The 17,558-nt window shown below is 71.3% G+C and carries 18 protein-coding genes; 2 read left to right on the forward strand and 16 right to left on the reverse strand.

The features are described from left to right. Positions 1 to 26 precede the first annotated feature (26 nt). The 5 genes from OG329_RS18195 to OG329_RS18215 form a co-directional block, all read right to left on the reverse strand. The gene (locus tag OG329_RS18195; protein WP_405796391.1) at positions 27 to 575 is read right to left on the reverse strand and encodes a YciI family protein; all 549 of its coding nucleotides are present in this window, start codon (positions 573 to 575) and stop codon (positions 27 to 29) included. Between the two features lie 141 nt (positions 576 to 716). Continuing rightward, the gene (locus OG329_RS18200; RefSeq protein ID WP_405796393.1) at positions 717 to 1,337 is read right to left on the reverse strand and encodes a response regulator; all 621 of its coding nucleotides are present in this window, start codon (positions 1,335 to 1,337) and stop codon (positions 717 to 719) included. Beyond that, positions 1,334 to 2,722, reverse strand: coding sequence for an ATP-binding protein (locus tag OG329_RS18205; RefSeq protein WP_405796394.1), 1,389 nt, complete (start codon positions 2,720 to 2,722; stop codon positions 1,334 to 1,336). The genes OG329_RS18200 and OG329_RS18205 overlap by 4 nt, the downstream gene beginning before the upstream one ends. 6 nt (positions 2,723 to 2,728) lie before the next feature. Then, positions 2,729 to 3,493 carry an ABC transporter permease gene (locus tag OG329_RS18210; RefSeq protein WP_405796396.1) on the reverse strand — a complete coding sequence of 255 codons (765 nt, stop codon included), beginning with the start codon at positions 3,491 to 3,493 and terminating at the stop codon, positions 2,729 to 2,731. Beyond that, positions 3,493 to 4,428: an ABC transporter ATP-binding protein gene (locus tag OG329_RS18215; RefSeq protein ID WP_405796397.1), complete on the reverse strand. Its 936-nt coding sequence runs from the start codon at positions 4,426 to 4,428 to the stop codon at positions 3,493 to 3,495. Before OG329_RS18215 ends, OG329_RS18210 begins: the two co-directional genes overlap by 1 nt. Before the next feature lie 174 nt (positions 4,429 to 4,602). On the opposite strand from OG329_RS18215, the gene OG329_RS18220 reads away from it, so the two are divergent. Next, positions 4,603 to 4,908 carry a hypothetical protein gene (locus OG329_RS18220; protein ID WP_405796398.1) on the forward strand — a complete coding sequence of 102 codons (306 nt, stop codon included), beginning with the start codon at positions 4,603 to 4,605 and terminating at the stop codon, positions 4,906 to 4,908. Between the two features lie 58 nt (positions 4,909 to 4,966). Here OG329_RS18220 and kynU read toward each other — a convergent pair whose 3' ends face one another. The 9 genes from kynU to OG329_RS18265 all read right to left on the reverse strand — a co-directional run bounded on the left by kynU (position 4,967) and on the right by OG329_RS18265 (position 13,692). Continuing rightward, positions 4,967 to 6,166 (reverse strand): kynureninase, encoded by a 1,200-nt coding sequence (kynU, locus tag OG329_RS18225; RefSeq protein WP_405796399.1) that lies wholly within the window; start codon positions 6,164 to 6,166, stop codon positions 4,967 to 4,969. Continuing rightward, positions 6,159 to 7,004 carry a tryptophan 2,3-dioxygenase family protein gene (locus OG329_RS18230; protein WP_405796401.1) on the reverse strand — a complete coding sequence of 282 codons (846 nt, stop codon included), beginning with the start codon at positions 7,002 to 7,004 and terminating at the stop codon, positions 6,159 to 6,161. The genes kynU and OG329_RS18230 overlap by 8 nt, the downstream gene beginning before the upstream one ends. 93 nt (positions 7,005 to 7,097) lie before the next feature. Next, a complete protein-coding gene (locus OG329_RS18235; RefSeq protein WP_405796402.1) occupies positions 7,098 to 7,907 on the reverse strand; it encodes a DUF3152 domain-containing protein in 810 nt (269 codons plus the stop codon). Between the two features lie 215 nt (positions 7,908 to 8,122). Beyond that, entirely contained in the window at positions 8,123 to 8,536 is a 414-nt protein-coding gene (locus OG329_RS18240; protein WP_405796403.1) for a DUF3151 domain-containing protein, read from the reverse strand. 102 nt (positions 8,537 to 8,638) lie between these two features. Next, positions 8,639 to 10,153 carry an MFS transporter gene (locus OG329_RS18245; RefSeq protein WP_405796405.1) on the reverse strand — a complete coding sequence of 505 codons (1,515 nt, stop codon included), beginning with the start codon at positions 10,151 to 10,153 and terminating at the stop codon, positions 8,639 to 8,641. Positions 10,154 to 10,676: 523 nt separating this feature from the next. Beyond that, a complete protein-coding gene (gene fbaA / locus OG329_RS18250; RefSeq protein ID WP_405796406.1) occupies positions 10,677 to 11,708 on the reverse strand; it encodes a class II fructose-bisphosphate aldolase in 1,032 nt (343 codons plus the stop codon). A gap of 105 nt (positions 11,709 to 11,813) precedes the next feature. Further along, complete coding sequence (gene pyrE / locus OG329_RS18255; protein ID WP_405801896.1) at positions 11,814 to 12,359, reverse strand: orotate phosphoribosyltransferase; 546 nt, start codon at positions 12,357 to 12,359, stop codon at positions 11,814 to 11,816. Between the two features lie 60 nt (positions 12,360 to 12,419). Continuing rightward, complete coding sequence (locus tag OG329_RS18260) at positions 12,420 to 13,238, reverse strand: aldose 1-epimerase (RefSeq protein WP_405796408.1); 819 nt, start codon at positions 13,236 to 13,238, stop codon at positions 12,420 to 12,422. A 52-nt stretch (positions 13,239 to 13,290) separates the two neighbouring features. Then, the gene (locus tag OG329_RS18265) at positions 13,291 to 13,692 is read right to left on the reverse strand and encodes a RidA family protein (RefSeq protein WP_405796410.1); all 402 of its coding nucleotides are present in this window, start codon (positions 13,690 to 13,692) and stop codon (positions 13,291 to 13,293) included. Positions 13,693 to 13,790: 98 nt separating this feature from the next. On the opposite strand from OG329_RS18265, the gene OG329_RS18270 reads away from it, so the two are divergent. Then, complete coding sequence (locus OG329_RS18270) at positions 13,791 to 14,780, forward strand: helix-turn-helix transcriptional regulator (RefSeq protein ID WP_405796412.1); 990 nt, start codon at positions 13,791 to 13,793, stop codon at positions 14,778 to 14,780. Between the two features lie 27 nt (positions 14,781 to 14,807). Here OG329_RS18270 and OG329_RS18275 read toward each other — a convergent pair whose 3' ends face one another. Together OG329_RS18275 and OG329_RS18280 are read right to left on the reverse strand one after the other, a co-directional pair. Beyond that, the gene (locus OG329_RS18275; protein ID WP_405796414.1) at positions 14,808 to 15,728 is read right to left on the reverse strand and encodes an SRPBCC domain-containing protein; all 921 of its coding nucleotides are present in this window, start codon (positions 15,726 to 15,728) and stop codon (positions 14,808 to 14,810) included. Positions 15,729 to 15,801: 73 nt separating this feature from the next. Further along, complete coding sequence (locus OG329_RS18280) at positions 15,802 to 17,478, reverse strand: polyamine aminopropyltransferase (RefSeq protein WP_405796416.1); 1,677 nt, start codon at positions 17,476 to 17,478, stop codon at positions 15,802 to 15,804. Positions 17,479 to 17,558 lie beyond the last annotated feature (80 nt).

Genomic DNA, 17,558 nt, shown 5'->3' on the forward strand with positions numbered 1-17,558 from the left:
GATAGCACCACCACCGCGCCGCGGCGCTACGACCGCCCGCCGAACTGCCAGTGGTGCACCTCGATGTCGGCGTACCCGTCCGCCGTCAGCACGGCGCGAGCCGTCCGCGCGTCCGGCGCCCGCAGCAGCACCGCCGTACCCACCCAGGTGTCGCCGTCGTCGGACAGCAGCGGCCCGTACGCGATCAACTCGCGCTGATCGGCGGGCAGTTCAAGATCGACCCCCGCCCCCGCACCCAGCCCGAGCACCAGATACCGGTCACCGTCCTCAGCACCCCCGGGGAAGTCCCACATGGTGCGCCCCAGCACATTGCGCCACCGCCGCAACAGCACATCGCGGTACACCCCCGCCTGATAGCCGGGCTCGTCGAAGGCGAACGCGCGGGCGGCGGCGACATCGGGCAGGTCGAGGATGTGCACACTGCCCGTGGGCGTCTCCCCGTCCCCGCGCATGGTCGGCCCCCGGGCGATCATCTCGTCCGCGTACCCGTCCATGTAGGACCAGTGCTCTTCCAGCAACTTCTCCCGCAACGCAAGGGAGCCGGGCCGGTCACGGTGGTAACAGAAGAATTCCATGGCCGCCATTCTTCATCACCGGCCGATTCACGCCTCATCGACCACTCGGGTACCCCCTTCAGCACGGCATCCCGGCGCCGGTCGCAGGCGGCGGCGAGCCGGGAGTTGGGAATGGGTAGTGGGGAGTGGGGAGTTGGAGCGTCAGGTGAGCAGGCGGCGGCGGTAGCCCTCGGCCACCGCCGAGGCTCGATCACGGACGCCCAGTTTGTCGTAGATGTGTTGCAGATGGGTCTTGATGCTCGCTTCGCCGATGAACAGCGCTGTAGCGGCCTCCCGATTCGAGCTGCCGTTCGCGACCAATTGCAGTACCTCCTTCTCCCGGTCGGTCAGTGTGCCGGCGCCGGGCCTCCGAACCTGCCCCATCAGGTGCTGCGTCACCGACGGCGCGAGCACCGACTCCCCGCGCGCGGCCGCACGGACGGCTCGCATCAGTTCGTCGGGCAGCGCATCCTTCAGGAGATATCCGATCGCACCCGCCTCGATCGCCGGCAGTACGTCGCTCTCGCTGTCGAAGGTGGTCAGGATCAGTACGCGGGCACTCGGGGCCCGCTCGCGCAGGGCCGCGGTCGCGGCGACGCCGTCCATCCCGGGCATCCGGAGGTCCATGAGCACGACATCCGCCGCCAGCAGCTCCGCACGTTCGATGCCCTCGGCGCCGTCCCCGGCCTCACCGACCACCACGATGTCCTCGGCGTGCGCGAAGGTGTCGCGAAGACCGCCCCTCACGATCGGATGGTCGTCGACAATCACCAGTCGAATCATCGGTCGGTCTCCCCCTTCGCTCTCGTGCCCCCGGGGGCGATCGCCGGAACGCGCGCACTGACGGATGTCCCTTCACCCGGTGCGCTCTGCACCTCCACGTGACCGCCGACCCCTCTGATGCGCTGGCGCATGCTCGTCAGGCCGAAGCCGGTGCCGACCCCTTTCGCGAACGCGAACCCGCGTCCGTCGTCCCGCACGTCCAACAGCACCTCGGTGCCCGTGTACGACAGCGTGACACCGACGCGCGAGGCGCCCGCGTGCTTCGCCACGTTGGTCAGCGACTCCTGCGCGACCCGGAAGAGCGACACCTCGATCGCCGGGCTCAGCGGCTCCCGGGTGCCGGTGACCTCCACCTGCGCGCTGATCTCCTGGTCCTGCGCCCATCGCTCGGTCAACGTGCGCAGCGCGTCGGGGAGGTGCGCCCGTCCGAGTTCCTGGGGAGCGAGCGCCCGCACGGACCGTCTGGCCTCGGTCAGGCTGCCGCGCGCGAGCCGAAGCGCACGCGCGACGTGCTCGTCCGTCTCACCCCGCACACTCGCGGAACGGTCCGCCGCCTGGAGCTGTGTGATGATGCCGGCGAGACCCTGGGCCAGCGTGTCGTGGATCTCGCCGGCCAATCGCTGCCGCTCGTCCTGCACCCCGGATTCACGGGCCTGGGCGACCAGTTGCGCATGGAGCCCGGCGTTCTCGTGCAGTGCCGCCTCAAGTCGCTCGACGAGTTCCTCCCGCTTGCGTTCCTCCGGTTCGCTGCGCGCCGTCAGCAGGATGCCCACCCCGATCGCCGCGGTCTGCACGGCGACGATCAGGACGAACTCCGCGAGCGTGTCCGGGGTCGGGTCGGCCCACACGCGCATCGCCGAGCCGTTGAGGGCCACGGAGGTGGCCAGGACGCCGAGCACCCCCAACGGCCACGGCCTGAGCAAGTACGCGTGGAAGAAGCCAGCGATGGTGAAGACGAGGAAGATGTCGGAGTACGTCATGAGGGTGACGGACAGCGCCAGCAGCCCGACGAAGAAGATGCCCGCCGACACGGGCCGCAGCGTCCTGCTCCTGATGGGCAGCGTGTGACCGAACAGCACCCACAGCACCGAGACCGCGACCAGCCCGAGGACGGATGCGCCCTCGGGCCAGAAGCGTTCACCGGAGGCCGGAAGCACCCACGCGAAATAGATCGCCGTCGAGATCGTCAGCAGCAGCCACGGTGTGATCAATTGCAGCAGGTCCCAGACCCGTAGCTGCTCCGCTTTCCAGGCCAACCGGGAGCGATTCGCGATCTCCGCCTCTTGCGCGACGGCGGATTCGTACGTCCCGAAGCTCGGGCGCTCACCGGCCCCGGTGTGCGTCCCGAAGCTCGGGCACTCACCGGCCCCGGCATCTCGCGTCATCGTCACTTACTCCCAGCGGAAGAGCTTCGCGGCGATCGCGCTCGCGATCACTGCGATACCCGCCATTATGGCGATCTGTAGCCAGAAGGGCTGCCCACCGGCGGTGGCGGTGACCTCGCCCGCTTCGGCGGACCACGCCGCGGTGAGGGCCTGCAACCCGGGCGGTATGAACTCGCCGACCTCGCGCAGCACGTCGGGCATGAGGACACGGGGCAGGAAGGCCCCGCCGAAGAACATCAGCGCGACGAACAGGAGCGTGCCGATCTGGTTCGCGGCACCGCTCGTGCGGACCACCGCCGCGGAGATCATGCCGAGCCCGAGCAGTGCCGCGTAGCCGACGACGAAGGCGACGACGAACTCCAGGGGCCGCGTGGGCGGCGCGATATCCAGCACCGCCCACGCGACGAAGATCATGAGTGCCGCGGAGACGACCACGGAGGCGAACGCGACGATCATCTGCGCGAGCAGGACGTTCCGCGGATGCGCGGGAGTGGTCGACAGCCTGCGCAGGATGCCGCGCTCTCGATACGTCGCGATCACCGCCGGGACGTGCTGCACGGCGATCATCACCATCCCGAACACCAGTGCGGTCGGTGCCCAGATGTCGATGGACCGGAGCCCGCCGGTTTCCGGGGACGGCTCTCTGAGCGAAGGGACGGCACCCAGCCCGAGCAGGAGTCCCGCCGGGAACAGCACACCGAAGACGACGGTGGCGGAGTCCCGGAGGAAGAGTTTCCTCTCGACCTTGACCATCTTCAGGAGGGCACGCATCAGTCGACCCTCCTCTCGGAGGGTTCTGGGGACTCCGCGGCGCGTCCCGTGAAGGCCACGAACGCGTCGTCGAGGTTGCGCTGGTCGACGCGCAGATCCTCCGCCACGACCTGCGCCCTGGCGAGAGCCCCCGCGACGCTGCTCAGAAGCTGCCCCCTGCCGGTGACCAGCCAGCGGCCCTCGGTGATCTCGACATCGGTCACGTCGGGAAGCCCGGTCAGGACACTCCTGTCCAGCGGTCGACTCACGCGGAACCGGACCTGCCGCACCGCGCTCGACCGCGCGATCAGCCCTGCGGGCGTATCCACCGCGGCGATCCGGCCACCGTCGATGACGGCGATCCGGTCGCTGAGGCGCTCCGCCTCATCCATGAAGTGCGTGACGAGGAGGATCGTGACGCCCGTGTCACGAACCCGCTCGATGAGGCTCCAGGTGTCGCGCCTCGCCTGCGGGTCCAGTCCCGTCGTGAGCTCGTCGAGAATCGCGACCTCCGGATTGCCGACCAGGGCGAGCGCGATCGAAAGCCGCTGCTTCTGCCCGCCCGAGAGAGCCTTGTACCGCGTGTCGCGCTTCTCGGTGAGACCAAGGAGCTGCATGAGCTCGCGCCAGTCGGCGGGGTTCCGGTAGAAGGAGCTGTAGAGCTCAAGGGCTTCGGCGACCTTGATCGCGTCCGGGAAGCTGCTCTCCTGGAGTTGCACGCCAAGTCGCTCACGCACCTGCGCCCGGTCCTTGACCGGGTCGAATCCCAGCACAGAGATCGAGCCCGAGTCGGGCGTCCGCAGGCCGGCGATGCTCTCGACGGTGGTCGTCTTGCCCGCGCCGTTGGGCCCGATGATGCCGAAGATCTCGCCCTCGTCAACGCTGAAAGAGACGTCGTCGACGGCAACGTGCCGCCCGTAGCGCTTGTGCAGATTTCGCACTTCCAATGCGGTCATACGGCGAAGTTACGGACGCACCGCACCCCGCCACATCGACCGTAGCGTCTGCGCTTGGGTTGATTCGCGCCTCCACCGTTCGGTGGATGTACAGCACCCCGCGCAGCGCCCGACGCCCGGTTGGTTGTCGGCCCGCTCGTTGGCTCCGCTCCTCGCCCAGCGGGCACAGGGCACGTGCTCCGGGTCGCGACGCTCGTCGTCGCCGCCGCGTGCGCCGGCCAGTCGCACCCGTTCGACGCGGCACGGCTCCACACCTGGCTCGACAAGATCACCACAAACCGGGCCGGAAACAGCCGCGCCGCCATCCTGCTGACCGTGGCCGCCGCCCTGCTCACCGCCGGTGCGGCGGGTCTGGCGGCCGGCGGGCTCGGCGGCCTCCTCCAGCGACCGTGGGGCGCGGCGTCCAGCCCGACAGTGATCAACTCACCGAACCGGGCCGGGCCGTCAACCGCCGTTTGGGCCCGCCCCCCATCCCCGTAACCACACACCGATGGGGCGGGAGCCCCGGCCAGCGACTCCCGCCCCATCGGCACGCCGCTCAGGCCAGTACCTCCCCCAGCACCCGCGCCGCCCGCTCCGCGTCACGGAAGCCGACGTACAGCGGCGTGAAGCCGAACCGCAGCACGTCCGGACGCCGCAGGTCGCCGACCACGCCGCGGCTGATCAGCTCCGCCATCACCGCGGGCGCCTCCGCGCAGCGCAGCGCCACCTGGCTGCCGCGCTCCGCGTGCGCCGTCGGCGTCATCGAGGTGACCCGGCCCGCCGGAGCGTACGCCTCCACGCAGCGCAGGAAGAAGTCCGTCAGCGCCAGACTCTTGGCCCGCAGAGCCTCCAGCGATACGCCCTCCCAGACATCGAGCGCCGCCTCCAGCGCCAGCATGGAGAGGATGTCCGGCGTGCCGACCCGGCCGCGCGTCGCGCCGTCCGCCGGCGCGTAGTCGGGGGTCATCCCGAACGGGTCTGCGTGCGATGTCCAGCCGGGCAGCGGGGAGTCGAAGGCCGCCTGATGGCGCTCGGAGACGTACAGGAAGGCCGGTGAACCCGGCCCGCCGTTCAGGTACTTGTACGTGCAGCCCACCGCCAGGTCGACGCCGTGCTCGTCCAGTCCGACCGGCAGCGCGCCCGCGCTGTGGCACAGGTCCCAGATCGCGAGCGCGCCCGCGTCGTGCAGCGCGGCCGTGATACCGGGCAGGTCATGGAGCCGGCCCGTGCGGTAGTCGACGTGGTTGACGAGCGCGGCGGCCGTACGCGGCCCGGCGGCACCCGGCACCCGCGCAGGCAACACCGGCACCAGCCGCAGACCGGTCATCCGTGCCGCCGACTGAGCGAGGTACCCGTCCGTGGGGAACGTCTCGGCGTCCACCAGGAGTTCGTCACGCCCCTCCCCGGCCAGCCGAGCCGCCGCCACAACCGCCTTGAAGACGTTGACACTTGTGGAGTCACCGACCACGACCCGGCCCGGTCCCGCGCCGACCAGCGGCGCGATCCGGTCGCCGATGCGCTCCGGCGCGGTCCACCAACCGCCCTCGGTCCAGGAGCGGATGCGCAGCTCGCCCCACTGCCGGGCGACAACATCCTGGATCCGCGCGGGTACGTGGCGGGGCAGCGCCCCGAGCGAGTTGCCGTCCAGGTATACGGAGTCGTCGAGCGCGAACAGCTCGCGGTGCGCGGCCAGTTCGTCCGCCGCGTCGAGTTCCGCGGCGCGCTTCAACAGCACGTCGGACAGAGCCTCAGACATGGCTGCGCGCCGTCCACAGCTCCGGGAACACGTTCTTCTGCGCGCGCTTCTCCAGCCACGCGACCCCGGCGGAGCCGCCCGTCCCGGTCTTGGACCCCATCGCACGCCGCGTCGCCACGAGATGGTCGTTGCGCCAGCGCCACACCAGCTCGGCGACATCCGTCAACGCCTCGCCCAGCCTGATGACTTCACCGTGCTGGTCGGGCTCCGCGTAGACCCCGGTCCAGATCTCCTCGACCGCCGTCGACGGCTCGTACTTCAGCGTGCGGTCCCGCTCCAGCGCCTGGGCCGGCACCGGCAGCCCGCGCCGGGCCAGCAGGCTCAGCACCTCGTCGTACAGGCTCGGCTCCTGGAGCGCCTTCTCCAGCTCCGCGTGCACGCGCGGCGCACCACGGTGCGGCACGAGCATGGACGCCGACTTGTCGCCCAGCAGGAACTCCATCCGCCGGTACATCGCCGACTGGAAGCCCGAGCCGTCACCGAGCGCGCTGCGGTACGAGTTGAACTGCACGGGCGTCAACTGCGCCAGCGGAGTCCACGACGCGTTCAGCGCCTCCAGCTCGCGCACCGACCGCTTGAGCGCGTCGACCGCGACCGGCACCCGGTCCTCGCGCAGCGCGCGCGACGCGGTCTCCCACTCGTGGACGATGACGGTGAACCACAGCTCCATCACCTGGGTGGTCACCAGGAAGACCATCTCGCCCGGGTCGTCGGACACCGGGTGCTGGAGATGGGTGAGGACATCCGCCTGGACGTAGTCCTCGTACGGGGTCGTACCCGCGAAGTCGAGGTTCGGGGCATCCGAACCGGCTCCGGAGGCATCGGGGTGCTGCGACATCTCTGTCTCCTCGATATTGCTACCGGGTAGCGGTCCGCCCCTTTCCGATCGGCATCGGAGCTCCGGTCCCCTGACGGCATCATAATCCCGCCTTCACGAGACCGCCGGACCTGTGATGTACGCCCCGTCCTCCGCGTACGGCCAGGCATTCGCAAGGCAGCCGTGCAGACCCTTGATCTGCTGCATCATCGCCGGCGCGGGCTTTCCGGCCTCGCCACAGGTGACATGGCCCTTCCCCAGGCGGTGGCCGACCTCATGATTGATGATCAGCGCGCGGTACTCGGTGACCGGGCCGTCGAACTGCTCGGACCCCAGCACCCACCGCTTGAGGTTCACCACGACGGAGTGGCCCACGGTGCAGTTCACCTCGCCCCGCGTGAGCAGGCCGGCGGCGCCGCAGATCCGGTCCACGGTGCCCGGCGTCGCGATCTTGACGTCGAAGTCGGACGGTCCCGAGCCCACGAGCTGGAAGGAGTTCCGGCCGTCCGAGGTCCAGCCCCGGGGGTGCGCCAGGATTGTCTCGATCTCGACGGCGGCGTCCCGCTCGGAGAGGTCGATGCCGTTCTCGACCTGGACCGTGTAGCGGAGCACGGCGTCGCCGGAGCCGACGGGTGAGCCGGTCGAGCGGGCGGTCGTGAAGGTGCCGGGGCCGTCCGGGGGGATGGGGATACGGGACGGCGCCTCGGGGCCGGGGGTGAGGCTGGGGCTGCCGGTGGGAGGGGGGACCGGGCTGGTGGACGACCGGGGCTTCTCGTCGTCGGGGGCCGCGGCCTCGGCGGTGGGCTCGGAGTCCGGCGACCCCACGAGGGCCGCGCCACCGCCGACGAGGAGTGCGGTCAGTCCCACGCCGATGAGCACGGCACGGGCGACCGGACGGCGTTCGGCCAGGTCTCTCTTGCCCAAGACCGACTTCTCCCCACTACGACCGGCTACGGGGGAGAGGGTGCCGGGGCCTCCTGCCGGATTCGATGGCGTGTGCGATCGTATCGACCGCACACGCCGGACCGTCGCGGGCCCCTAGCCTTTCGGACGGCCACGGACCTGCGACGACTCACGGGGATACCCGGGGATTCACGTGGATACACGGGGATTCACGGTGTTACGGACTGATCCGCGACTCAGCCGAGGGTGTCGGCCGCCGCCGCGGACGAGTCCCGCAGGAAGCCCGAGCAGCGCTCATACTCCTCCCGCTCGCCGATCGCCTGCGCGGAGCGGGCGAGGGCGTGCAGGGCACGCAGGAAGCCGCGGTTCGGCTCGTGCTCCCACGGCACCGGGCCGTGCCCCTTCCAGCCGCTGCGGCGCAGCGAGTCGAGGCCGCGGTGGTAGCCGGTACGGGCGTACGCGTACGACTCCACGACCCGGCCGTTCTCGAAGGCGTCGTCGGCGAGCTGGGCCCACGCGAGCGACGACGTCGGGTACTTCGCCGCGACGTCGGCGGGCGCCGTCCCGTTCGCGAGAAGCTCGCGCGGTTCGGGGTCGTCGGGCAGGTGGGTGGGGGGCGGTCCCCCAAGAAGGTCTTTGTGGATGGCCATGCTTCCGAGTGTCCCAGGTCGCGCCGGATTCCGTGGCGGTGGTGCGGGTTTGCCACCGGCAATCGCCCGCCCGAATCCCGTACGACCGCGCCCCCACGCGCCTCACGCCTGCGCCCTGGACGCGCCCCCGCCCCCGTCTCCCGCCGGCCCTTCCCGCACCGCCGTCGGCTCCAGCGGCGGCGACGACAGCCCGCAGTTGACCTTGCACTGCGGCAGGCTCGGCGCGACCTCGGCCTTCGCGCCGGGAGCGGCGGCACCCGGCGTACGCACCGCCACGAAGGCGATCAGCGACCCGAGGACCAGCACCCCCGCGCACATCGGCATCGCCCGGTCGAACGCCGCGTCGAACTGCGTCGCCGAGCGGTACACCTCCGGCCCCGCGCCCGCCAGCAGCGGCAGCGCGGCCACCGCCAGCAGACCCGCCGCACGCGCCGCCGCGTTGTTGATACCGCTGGCCAGACCCGCGCGCGAGCTGTCGACCGACGCCAGGACCGTCGAGGTCAGCGGCGCGACCAGGGTCACCATGCCGAGCCCCATCACCACCAGCGCGGGCAGTACGTCCCGTACGTACGACGCGTCCGCGCCCCCGCCCACCCGCAGCATCAGCAACAGCCCGGCGGCACACAGCAGCGGCCCCACCGTGAGCGGGATACGCGGCCCGATCTTCGCGCCCAGCTCACCCGACCTGGCGGAGAACAGCAGCATCAGCACGGTCGTCGGCAGCAGCGCCGTCCCCGCGCCGAGCGCCGAGTAGCCCGCGACGACCTGGAGCTGCAACGACGCGAGGAAGAAGAACCCGCCGAACGCCGCGTACACGCACAGCGTCACCAGATTGACCGACGTGAACAGCCGCGACGCGAAGATCGACGGCGGCAGCATCGGATCGGGCCGCCGCCGCTCCAGCACCACGAACGCCACGGCCACCAGCACCCCCGCGGCCCCCGCCCACCACACCTTCGCGATCAGCGCGTACGTCACCAGGCCCAGCGCCACCGCGCCCAGCACCGCGCCGAGCACATCGAACCGGCCGTGCGCCGCCGGGTCCTTCGACTCCGGTACGTGCCGCAGGGCCACCGGCACACAGATCGCGGCCAGCGGCACGTTCAGCAGGAAGACCCACCGCCAGCCGGGCCCGTCCACCAGAAACCCGCCCAGGAACGGCCCGACCGCCGCCCCGACACCGCCGAGCCCCGACCACAGCCCCACCGCCCGCGCCCGGTCGTCCGGATGGAAGCTGGCCTGAATCAGCGCCAGCGACCCGGGCACCAACAGCGCACCGCCCACCCCCTGGAGCGCCCGCGCGACGATCAGCACCTCGGCGGTGGGCGCGACACCGCACAGCAGCGACCCGAGGGCGAACCACACGGTGCCGAGCACAAAGATCCGCCGCCGCCCGTAGCGGTCGCCGAGCGACCCGCCGAGCAGGATCAGCCCGGCGAGCGTGAGCATGTACGCGTTGACCGTCCACTGGAGGTCGGCCAGGCTCGCGTGGAGATCGTCACCGATGTGCGGCAGGGCGACATTGACGACGGTCGAGTCGAGCAGCGCCATGGTGGAGCCGAGCACGGTGGTCAGCACGATCCACCGGCCGGGGGCCGTGCCCAGCCTGATGTCCATGAGCGCATCATCCCTGCGGGGGCGTTGCGTGGCGAGCCGGTGGACCGCGCGGGCCGTCCGCGGCCTGCGGGCCGGTGGTCGGGTGTCCTCAAGCGCCGGACGGGCTTGGTGGTTGCGGTCTCGTTGCCGGGGGCGGGGTGCGGGCCCTCCGGGTGGGTATGTCCGGACGGCATGATTTACGCCGCGTGCAACGCTCGTTGGTCTCGACGAGACCGGCATGTCCACGCGACACAAATCAGCCTGAGTGTCCGAACACACCCACCCTCCGACCCCGCCCCCCTCACGCCGCCACGGTCCGCAGTTCAGGCAAACCCCCCTCCCGCGCGGGGAAGGGGGACGCGCAGGGGTCGTGTCCGGACACTAAAGCGTGATTTGTGGCGCAACCCGGGCCTGACGCTTTCCCAGGACCGCTGGGCGCCGTAAATCATGCCGTCCGGGCATGACCCCGGAGCGGCACCCGGCCACCACCGCAACCACCCAGCCCGTCCGGCGCTTGAGGACGAAACCGACCCGCAGGGATCGGCTACTTCAGCCGCGTCCCCGTCGACCGCAGCGCCCCACACGCTTCGGTCACCCGCTTCGCCATGCCCGCCTCGGCCAGCTTGCCCCACGTACGCGGGTCGTACGTCTTCTTGGAGCCGACCTCGCCGTCGACCTTCAGCACGCCGTCGTAGTTCTTCAGTACGTGGTCGGCCACGGGCCGCGTGAAGGCGTACTGCGTATCCGTGTCCAGGTTCATCTTCACGACGCCGTTCTCCAGCGCCGTCGCGATCTCCTCGGCGGAGGAGCCCGAGCCGCCGTGGAAGACGAAGTCGAAGGGCTGGCTGCCGGCGGGCTTGCCGTACTTCGCGGCGACGCCCTCCTGAAGGTCCTTCAGCAGCTCGGGACGGAGCACGACGTTGCCCGGCTTGTACACGCCGTGCACATTGCCGAAGGACGCGGCCAGCAGGTAACGGCCCTTGTCGCCCAGGCCCAGCGCCTCGGCGGTGCGCAGCGCGTCGTCCACGGTCGTGTAGAGGGAGTCGTTGATCTCGTGCGTGACGCCGTCCTCCTCGCCACCGGTCGGGGTGATCTCGACCTCGAGGATGATCCGCGCGGCGGCGGCCTTCGCCAGCAGCTCCTCGCCGATGGCGAGGTTGTCGGCCAAGGTCTCGGCGGAGCCGTCCCACATATGCGACTGGAACAGCGGGTTCCGGCCGGCCTTGACGCGCTCGGCGGAGACCTCCAGCAGCGGACGCACGTACGTGTCCAGCTTGTCCTTGGGACAGTGGTCGGTGTGCAGCGCGACCGTGATGTCGTACTTCGCGGCCACGATGTGCGCGAACTCCGCGAGCGCGACCGCACCCGTCACCATGTCCTTGTTGTGCTGGCCGCCAAGGAACTCCGCACCACCGGTTGACATCTGGATGATGCCGTCGCTCTCGGCCTCCGCGAACCCGCGCAGCGCGGCGTGCAGAGTCTGGGACGAGGTCACATTGATGGCCGGGTAGGCGAACTTGCCTGCCTTCGCCCGGTCGAGCATCTCGGCGTAGACCTCGGGGGTTGCGATGGGCATCGGGCCGCTCCTTGTGATGTGCGGGTGTGAGGTGCTTTGTCCCTGACCTGGGGGCGACGTCATTGTCGCCTCCATCTTTCCAGACTCTCGTCCGGGCGGTGAGCCTCAGGCCAGCCCCAGCTCGCCCAGCGTGTAGGCGTTGATGTAGCGCAGCCCCGCGGCCTCGACGGCGGACGCGGCCCCGCGGTCGACGATCACCGCGACGGCGACGACGTCGCCGCCCGCCTCACGCACCGCGTCGACCGCCGTCAGCGGGGACCCGCCGGTGGTCGACACGTCCTCCACCACCAGACAGCGGCGGCCCTTCACATCCGTGCCCTCGATACGCCGCTGCATGCCATGGGCCTTGCCCTGCTTACGTACGACGAACGCGTCCAGGCGCTGCCCGCGCGTGGCCGACGCGTGCAGCATCGACGTCGCGACGGGGTCCGCGCCGAGCGTCAGCCCGCCCACGCAGTCGTAGTCGACACCGGCCTCGGCGGCGGTGTCGAGCATGACCTGACCGACCAGCGGCGCGGCCTGCCCGTCCAGCGTGATGCGGCGCAGGTCGATGTACCAGTCGGCCTCGATGCCGGACGAGAGGGTCACTTTGCCGTGCACCACGGCCTTGTCCTTGATCTGCTGGAGCAGGTCAGCGCGTACGTCAGTCATGGCCTCAGTCATGGCCCTGAGCTTACGACCCGGGCGCCGCGCCCCTGTCGGAGAGGCTTTTCAGAGCCGGCGCCAGCGCCAGGTCGCCCGGATCTCCAGCGGATCGATGGGGGTGACCAGCCGCGGCGCGGTGTTGAGCCCGTTCGGCGGGCCGGTCTGCGGTTCGACGCAGACGGCTTCGGCCTGCTCGTCGTAGATCACGGCCCACTCGGCGGTGCTGGTCACCTTGAGTTCGAGCCGTCCCGGCCAGGTCAGTGTGGCGTCGACGCCGTCGGGCATCGCGAAGCAGTCGTCCCACGGGCCGGGCCGGGGCTCGATACGGCGCCCCGTGGGCAGATGGTCCTCGCCGCGCTCCTCCTGCCACGCGGGGGTGAAGTCGAGACGTACGGCGTCCTCGTCGGCCGTGCTGCCGTCCAGGTGCCGCAGGAACCACGGATGCCAGCCCGCCTGCGCGGGGAAGGAGTCGTCGTACGTCTCGACGCCCAGCGTGAGCGTGAGCGAGTCGTCGGTCAGCTCGAAAAGCTGGGTGACCCGGCCGGTGTACGGCCAGGGGTCGGACAGCTCGTACGTGAAAGCCGCCTCGCTCGCGCCCTTGCGCGCCGTACGCCAGGAGGTGTCGCGTCCGGTGCCGTGGATGGCGTGCGGCGGGGAGTTGAGCGGCAGTTGGTGGGTCTCACCACCGTTGCGGAACCGCCCCAGCGCGACCCGCCCGCACCAGGGCACCATCGGGAAGCAGCCGTAGCGGTCGCCCTGGCGCAGCAGTTCGGTGCCGCCGACGCGCAGGCTCGCGACGCGGCAGCCGTTCGCCGGATGGATGGTCAACTCGGCGTCGCCGGCCGCCAGTCGGATCTCGCGCTTCTGGTCCGTGTCCGTACTCACGCCATGACCCTAACCGGCGGGGCCCGGCGTACGGCTCAACGCCCGCGCCGCGTCAGGGCCGGGCGGCCAGGGCCTCGACCTCGAACAGCACGTCGGGCGCGGCCAGGCTCGCGACACCGATGAGGGTCTGCGTGGGCGGTTGGTTGCCCCAGCCCTCCTGTACGGCCCCGGCGATCGGCCCGAGCTTGCCGACGTCATGGTTCACGACGTACGTCCTGAGCTGCACGACATGGCTGAGGTCGAGACCATGGGCGGCGAGAGCGACGCGGATGTTGCTGAACGTCTGCTTCACCTGCTCGGCGAAGTCGGCCGAGACGACAGCGCCGTCCGGGCCCGATCCGTACTGGCCCGCGACAAGCACCAGTTCGGTGCCCGCGGGGACGGTGGCGGTGTGGCTGTAGCCGAACGGGACCGGGTCGTGCAAGCCGTCAGGATTGACAACGGTGTGTGCCACGTGGCTCACCTCTCCTAGGCGATGGGGGTCTTTCACGTGGGCAAGCCTCGCAACGAATACACGACATCCTGTGTCATGTATTCCGGTAGGTTTTTCCTGTGCGCGCCGACCGGTTGGTATCGATGGTGCTGCTGCTGCGGCAGCACGGCCGGATGTCGGCGACCGCGCTGGCCCGCGAGTTGGAGGTATCCACCCGCACCGTGCTGCGCGACATCGAGTCGCTGTCGGCGGCCGGCGTCCCGGTCTACGCCGAGCGTGGGCGCAACGGCGGTTTCGCGCTGCTGCCCGGTTTCCAGACCGAGCTGACCGGGCTGAACCACGACGAGGCACTTGCCCTGCTGGTCGCCGGATCGCGGCGCGGCGCGCAGGTGTTCGGCCTCGGCTCGGCGCTCGCGTCGGCCATGCGCAAGGTGGTCGACGCGCTGCCCGAGAGCTATCGGGCGACCGCGGCCGGCGCGGCCCGGCGACTGCTCATCGACCCGGAGACGGACCTCCTCTCGCGTCGGCCGGCCGCCGAGGAGGAGGTGCCCGACCGCATCGTGGCCGAGGTCCGGCGGGCGGTGTTCGCCGGGCACAAGCTGCGTATCCATTACGCGGCTGTGGACCGGCCGCCGAAGTGGCGCACGGTGGACCCGATCGGTCTGGTCACCGTGCGCGACCAGGGCTACCTGCTGGCGACGAGGTCCGGCGCGGACCGCACCTACCGGCTGTCCCGGGTCCTGGCCGCCGAAGAACTCACCGAACCGGCCCAGCGACCGGACCGGGTGGATCTGGGCCGGGCCTGGCAGGAACGCGGCACCCGGTTTCGGACCGGCGGCGACCAAGTCACCGTGCTGGTACGGGTGAACCCGGCGCGGCGGGAGGAACTGGTGGGCACGGCGCTGGCCGTCCTCACCGAAGGCGCCGACGACGGGGCCGGCACGGACGGGTGGCTGCGGCTGGAGTTGACCTTCCAGGATCGCAGACACGCGGAATGGGCGCTGTGGCAACTCGCCACGGGCGCGGAGGCGTTGGCCCCGCAGTGGCTGCGCGACTCCCTGCGCGAGCGTGCCGTCGCGATGGCCACGTGCTACGAGGCGCCGTCCTGAGGCTGGGCGTACGGATCGGCGTGCGGCTCAACGCCTGCGCCGCAGCGCGCGCCCGACGACGACGGCGCCCGCGATGGCGAGCGCGGCGGCCGGCGCCACCCACCGCAGCGCGGCACCGGCGCCCCCGCTGTCGGGGACCTGCTCGGGCGCGTAACGCCCACGCGGCGGCGCGTGGTCGACCTCCTCGGCACTGCGGCCGATCATGGTCCGCCGCGCGTGGGCGGCCTCGGCGGGCGGATCGAGCGGTACGAGAAAGTCCCCGTCCCCGGAGGCGGTGACCCCGAACCCGGCGGAAGCGTCGAGGGGGGCGAGGTCGTCGGGATCGAGGTCGTCGGGGTCGACGGGGTCGACGGCTTCAGGGGCGGGACCGGGCGCGGTCTGCGGGTCCTGCGGGTCCTGCGGCTCGGAGTCGTCGGCGCCGGGGGTGCCCCCCGAAGCCGTTACGTCGTCGTCCGCACCGGCAACTCCGGCCGCGCTCGCGGCAGATGCGCCCCGATCCGCCTCCGGATCTGCCCCCGGCCCCTCCCCCGGCTTCCCCAACCCCGCCGCGAAGCGGTCCAGCAGCCGGCGGGCCGCCGCCTCCGCCGTCGTAGCGGGGATGTCCGCCAGGCGGCCGTCCGACGTCGCCGTCGCCGTGAAGGCCACCGTCGTGCCCCCGGCGGTCTCGGTCAGCCTGATGAGCACGCGCAGCTTGGCGGAGCCCGTACCGCGTACCTCCGCCCCCTCGCCCTTCGCCGTGAAGGCGCCCGACCGTTCCGTGAGCGTCAGTGCGCCGCGGTAGGTGATCGTGTGGCCGCCCACGCGGACCTTGAGGCGGCCCGAGAGGGGCCGCGCCGATTCGTCCGCGTCCTGCTGGAGTCCGGGGACGCAGCGCGCGACGCGGGCGTGGTCCCGCAGCGCCTCGCGGAGGGTCTCAGCCGGAACCGGAATGAACACCTCATGCTCCATGGGATCCGAGCCTACTCAGCCCCGCCGGTTCAGGCGCCTCTCCGCACACAACAGCCACCTACGACCGCATCTGTCATCCCGCGTACCTCGGATGTACGAGCGTCGACGGTGGCAGATCGCGCAACCGGGTGCGTTCGGCCCCGAGGACGCCCGCCTTGAGCACCGGCGCGGCCAGGGAGCGCAGCCGGGGTGCGTCCGGGGCCAGCCCCACGCCCGGCGCCCGGCCGAGCGCGGCGAGGACGAAGCCCCAGTCCGCCCCCGCGCCGCCGCCACCGCCGTCGCCACCGCCGTCGCCCGCGTTCTTCCCGTCGTGGGACCGGTCGGGCCCCGCCCCGAAACCGGACACCCGCCCCGTCGCGGTGTACGGACTCGTACCGAAACCGGCCGCGCGCAGCGTCGCGTCAACCGTCCAGTACGTACGCGGCAGGACGGCCGGCGGCCCCGCGTGGACGGCCAGCCGCCCGCCCTTGGCGAGGACCCGTGAGGCGAGCCCGTAGAACTCCTCCGAGTAGAGCTTCGTGCTCGGGGTGATGCCCGGGTTGGGCAGGTCCGAGATGACCACGTCGTACGCCCCACGCCCGGCCCCCCGCCCAGCTCCGAGCCCCGCCCCCGCCGCGGCCCCGCGCCCCCTCAGCCACGCGAACGCGTCCGCGTACTCCACCCGGAATCGCGGGTCGTCGTACACATGCCCGTTCAGCCCCGCGAGCGCCGGATCCGTACGGGCCAGGCGCGCGACTCCGGGGTCCACCTCGACCAGCGTGACCGAACGGACGTCGGGATAGCGCAGGACCTCGCGCGCCGCGAGCCCGTCACCGCCGCCCAGGATCAGCACGCGCGCGTGCGCACCGCGCATCGCGGGATGCACCAGCGCTTCGTGGTACCGATACTCGTCGCGCTCGCTGACCCGCAGCCGCCCGTCCAGATACAGGTCCAGCGGCCCCTCGCGCCCGCCCGTGAGGACGATCTCCTGGACATCCGTCTGGACGGCGACCCGCACCCCGTCCCCGTACACCGCGCGCCTCGCGGCCCGCTCGAAGTCGTCCACCAGGGCCGCGGCGGTGCCCAGAACCGCCAGCACCAGCACGTTCACCATCAGCAGCAGCCCACGCTCACGGCCCGTCAGATCATGCCCGAAGACCCACAGCACCAGCGCCCCGCCGGCCACCACATTGACCGCGCCGGTCAGCAGCGCGCCGGTGAGCTGCCCGAACCACGGCAGCAGCAGGAACGGGAAGGCCAGCCCGCCGACCAGCGCCCCCACATAGTCCGCGGCGAAGAGATCGGCGACCGTCCCGCCCGCGTCCTGCCGCGAGACGCGCTGGATGAGCGTCATCAGCAGCGGGATCTCCGCGCCGATGAGGACCCCGATGGCGAGCGAGAAGCCGATCAGCGCGTACCGCGACTCGCCCATCCAGGCGAACGTCGCGTACAGCACCAGCGCCGAGAGGCCCCCGAGCAGCGCGAGCGCCGCCTCCACCAGACCGAATCCGACGGCCGCCCGGCAGCGCAGCCGCTTCGCGAGCAGCGAGCCGAGGCCCATCGCGAAGACCATCAGGGACAGGACGACCGACGCCTGTGTGACGGAGTCCCCGATCAGATACGACGCGAGGGCGACCAGCTCCAGCTCGTACACCAGTCCGCACGCGGCGCACACGAAGACCACGGCGAGGATCAGGAAGCGACCCGCGCTCGGTCGGACGGGCAGCCGCGGCACGCTGTCGGGCGGCGCGGCCACGGACTGGTCGATCATGTCAGTAACGCTACGTCACGACTTCCGTGCGCCTTGTCACCCACAAGGGTGATAAACCGTCGTTCACGCCCTCCACGACA

Origin of the sequence: Streptomyces sp. NBC_01506, from assembly GCF_045040295.1 — a bacterium.
Classification (GTDB): domain Bacteria; phylum Actinomycetota; class Actinomycetes; order Streptomycetales; family Streptomycetaceae; genus Streptomyces.

Bases quoted from the DNA above. Each gene is read 5' to 3' on its own strand.
- OG329_RS18195 (WP_405796391.1), bottom strand. From the start codon at position 575: ATGGAATTCTTCTGTTACCACCGTGACCGGCCCGGCTCCCTTGCGTTG.
- OG329_RS18200 (WP_405796393.1), bottom strand. From the start codon at position 1,337: ATGATTCGACTGGTGATTGTCGACGACCATCCGATCGTGAGGGGCGGT.
- OG329_RS18205 (WP_405796394.1), bottom strand. From the start codon at position 2,722: ATGACGCGAGATGCCGGGGCCGGTGAGTGCCCGAGCTTCGGGACGCAC.
- OG329_RS18210 (WP_405796396.1), bottom strand. From the start codon at position 3,493: ATGCGTGCCCTCCTGAAGATGGTCAAGGTCGAGAGGAAACTCTTCCTC.
- OG329_RS18215 (WP_405796397.1), bottom strand. From the start codon at position 4,428: ATGACCGCATTGGAAGTGCGAAATCTGCACAAGCGCTACGGGCGGCAC.
- kynU (WP_405796399.1), bottom strand. From the start codon at position 6,166: ATGTCTGAGGCTCTGTCCGACGTGCTGTTGAAGCGCGCCGCGGAACTC.
- OG329_RS18230 (WP_405796401.1), bottom strand. From the start codon at position 7,004: ATGTCGCAGCACCCCGATGCCTCCGGAGCCGGTTCGGATGCCCCGAAC.
- OG329_RS18240 (WP_405796403.1), bottom strand. From the start codon at position 8,536: ATGGCCATCCACAAAGACCTTCTTGGGGGACCGCCCCCCACCCACCTG.
- OG329_RS18245 (WP_405796405.1), bottom strand. From the start codon at position 10,153: ATGGACATCAGGCTGGGCACGGCCCCCGGCCGGTGGATCGTGCTGACC.
- fbaA (WP_405796406.1), bottom strand. From the start codon at position 11,708: ATGCCCATCGCAACCCCCGAGGTCTACGCCGAGATGCTCGACCGGGCG.
- pyrE (WP_405801896.1), bottom strand. From the start codon at position 12,359: ATGACTGACGTACGCGCTGACCTGCTCCAGCAGATCAAGGACAAGGCC.
- OG329_RS18275 (WP_405796414.1), bottom strand. From the start codon at position 15,728: ATGGAGCATGAGGTGTTCATTCCGGTTCCGGCTGAGACCCTCCGCGAG.
- OG329_RS18280 (WP_405796416.1), bottom strand. From the start codon at position 17,478: ATGATCGACCAGTCCGTGGCCGCGCCGCCCGACAGCGTGCCGCGGCTG.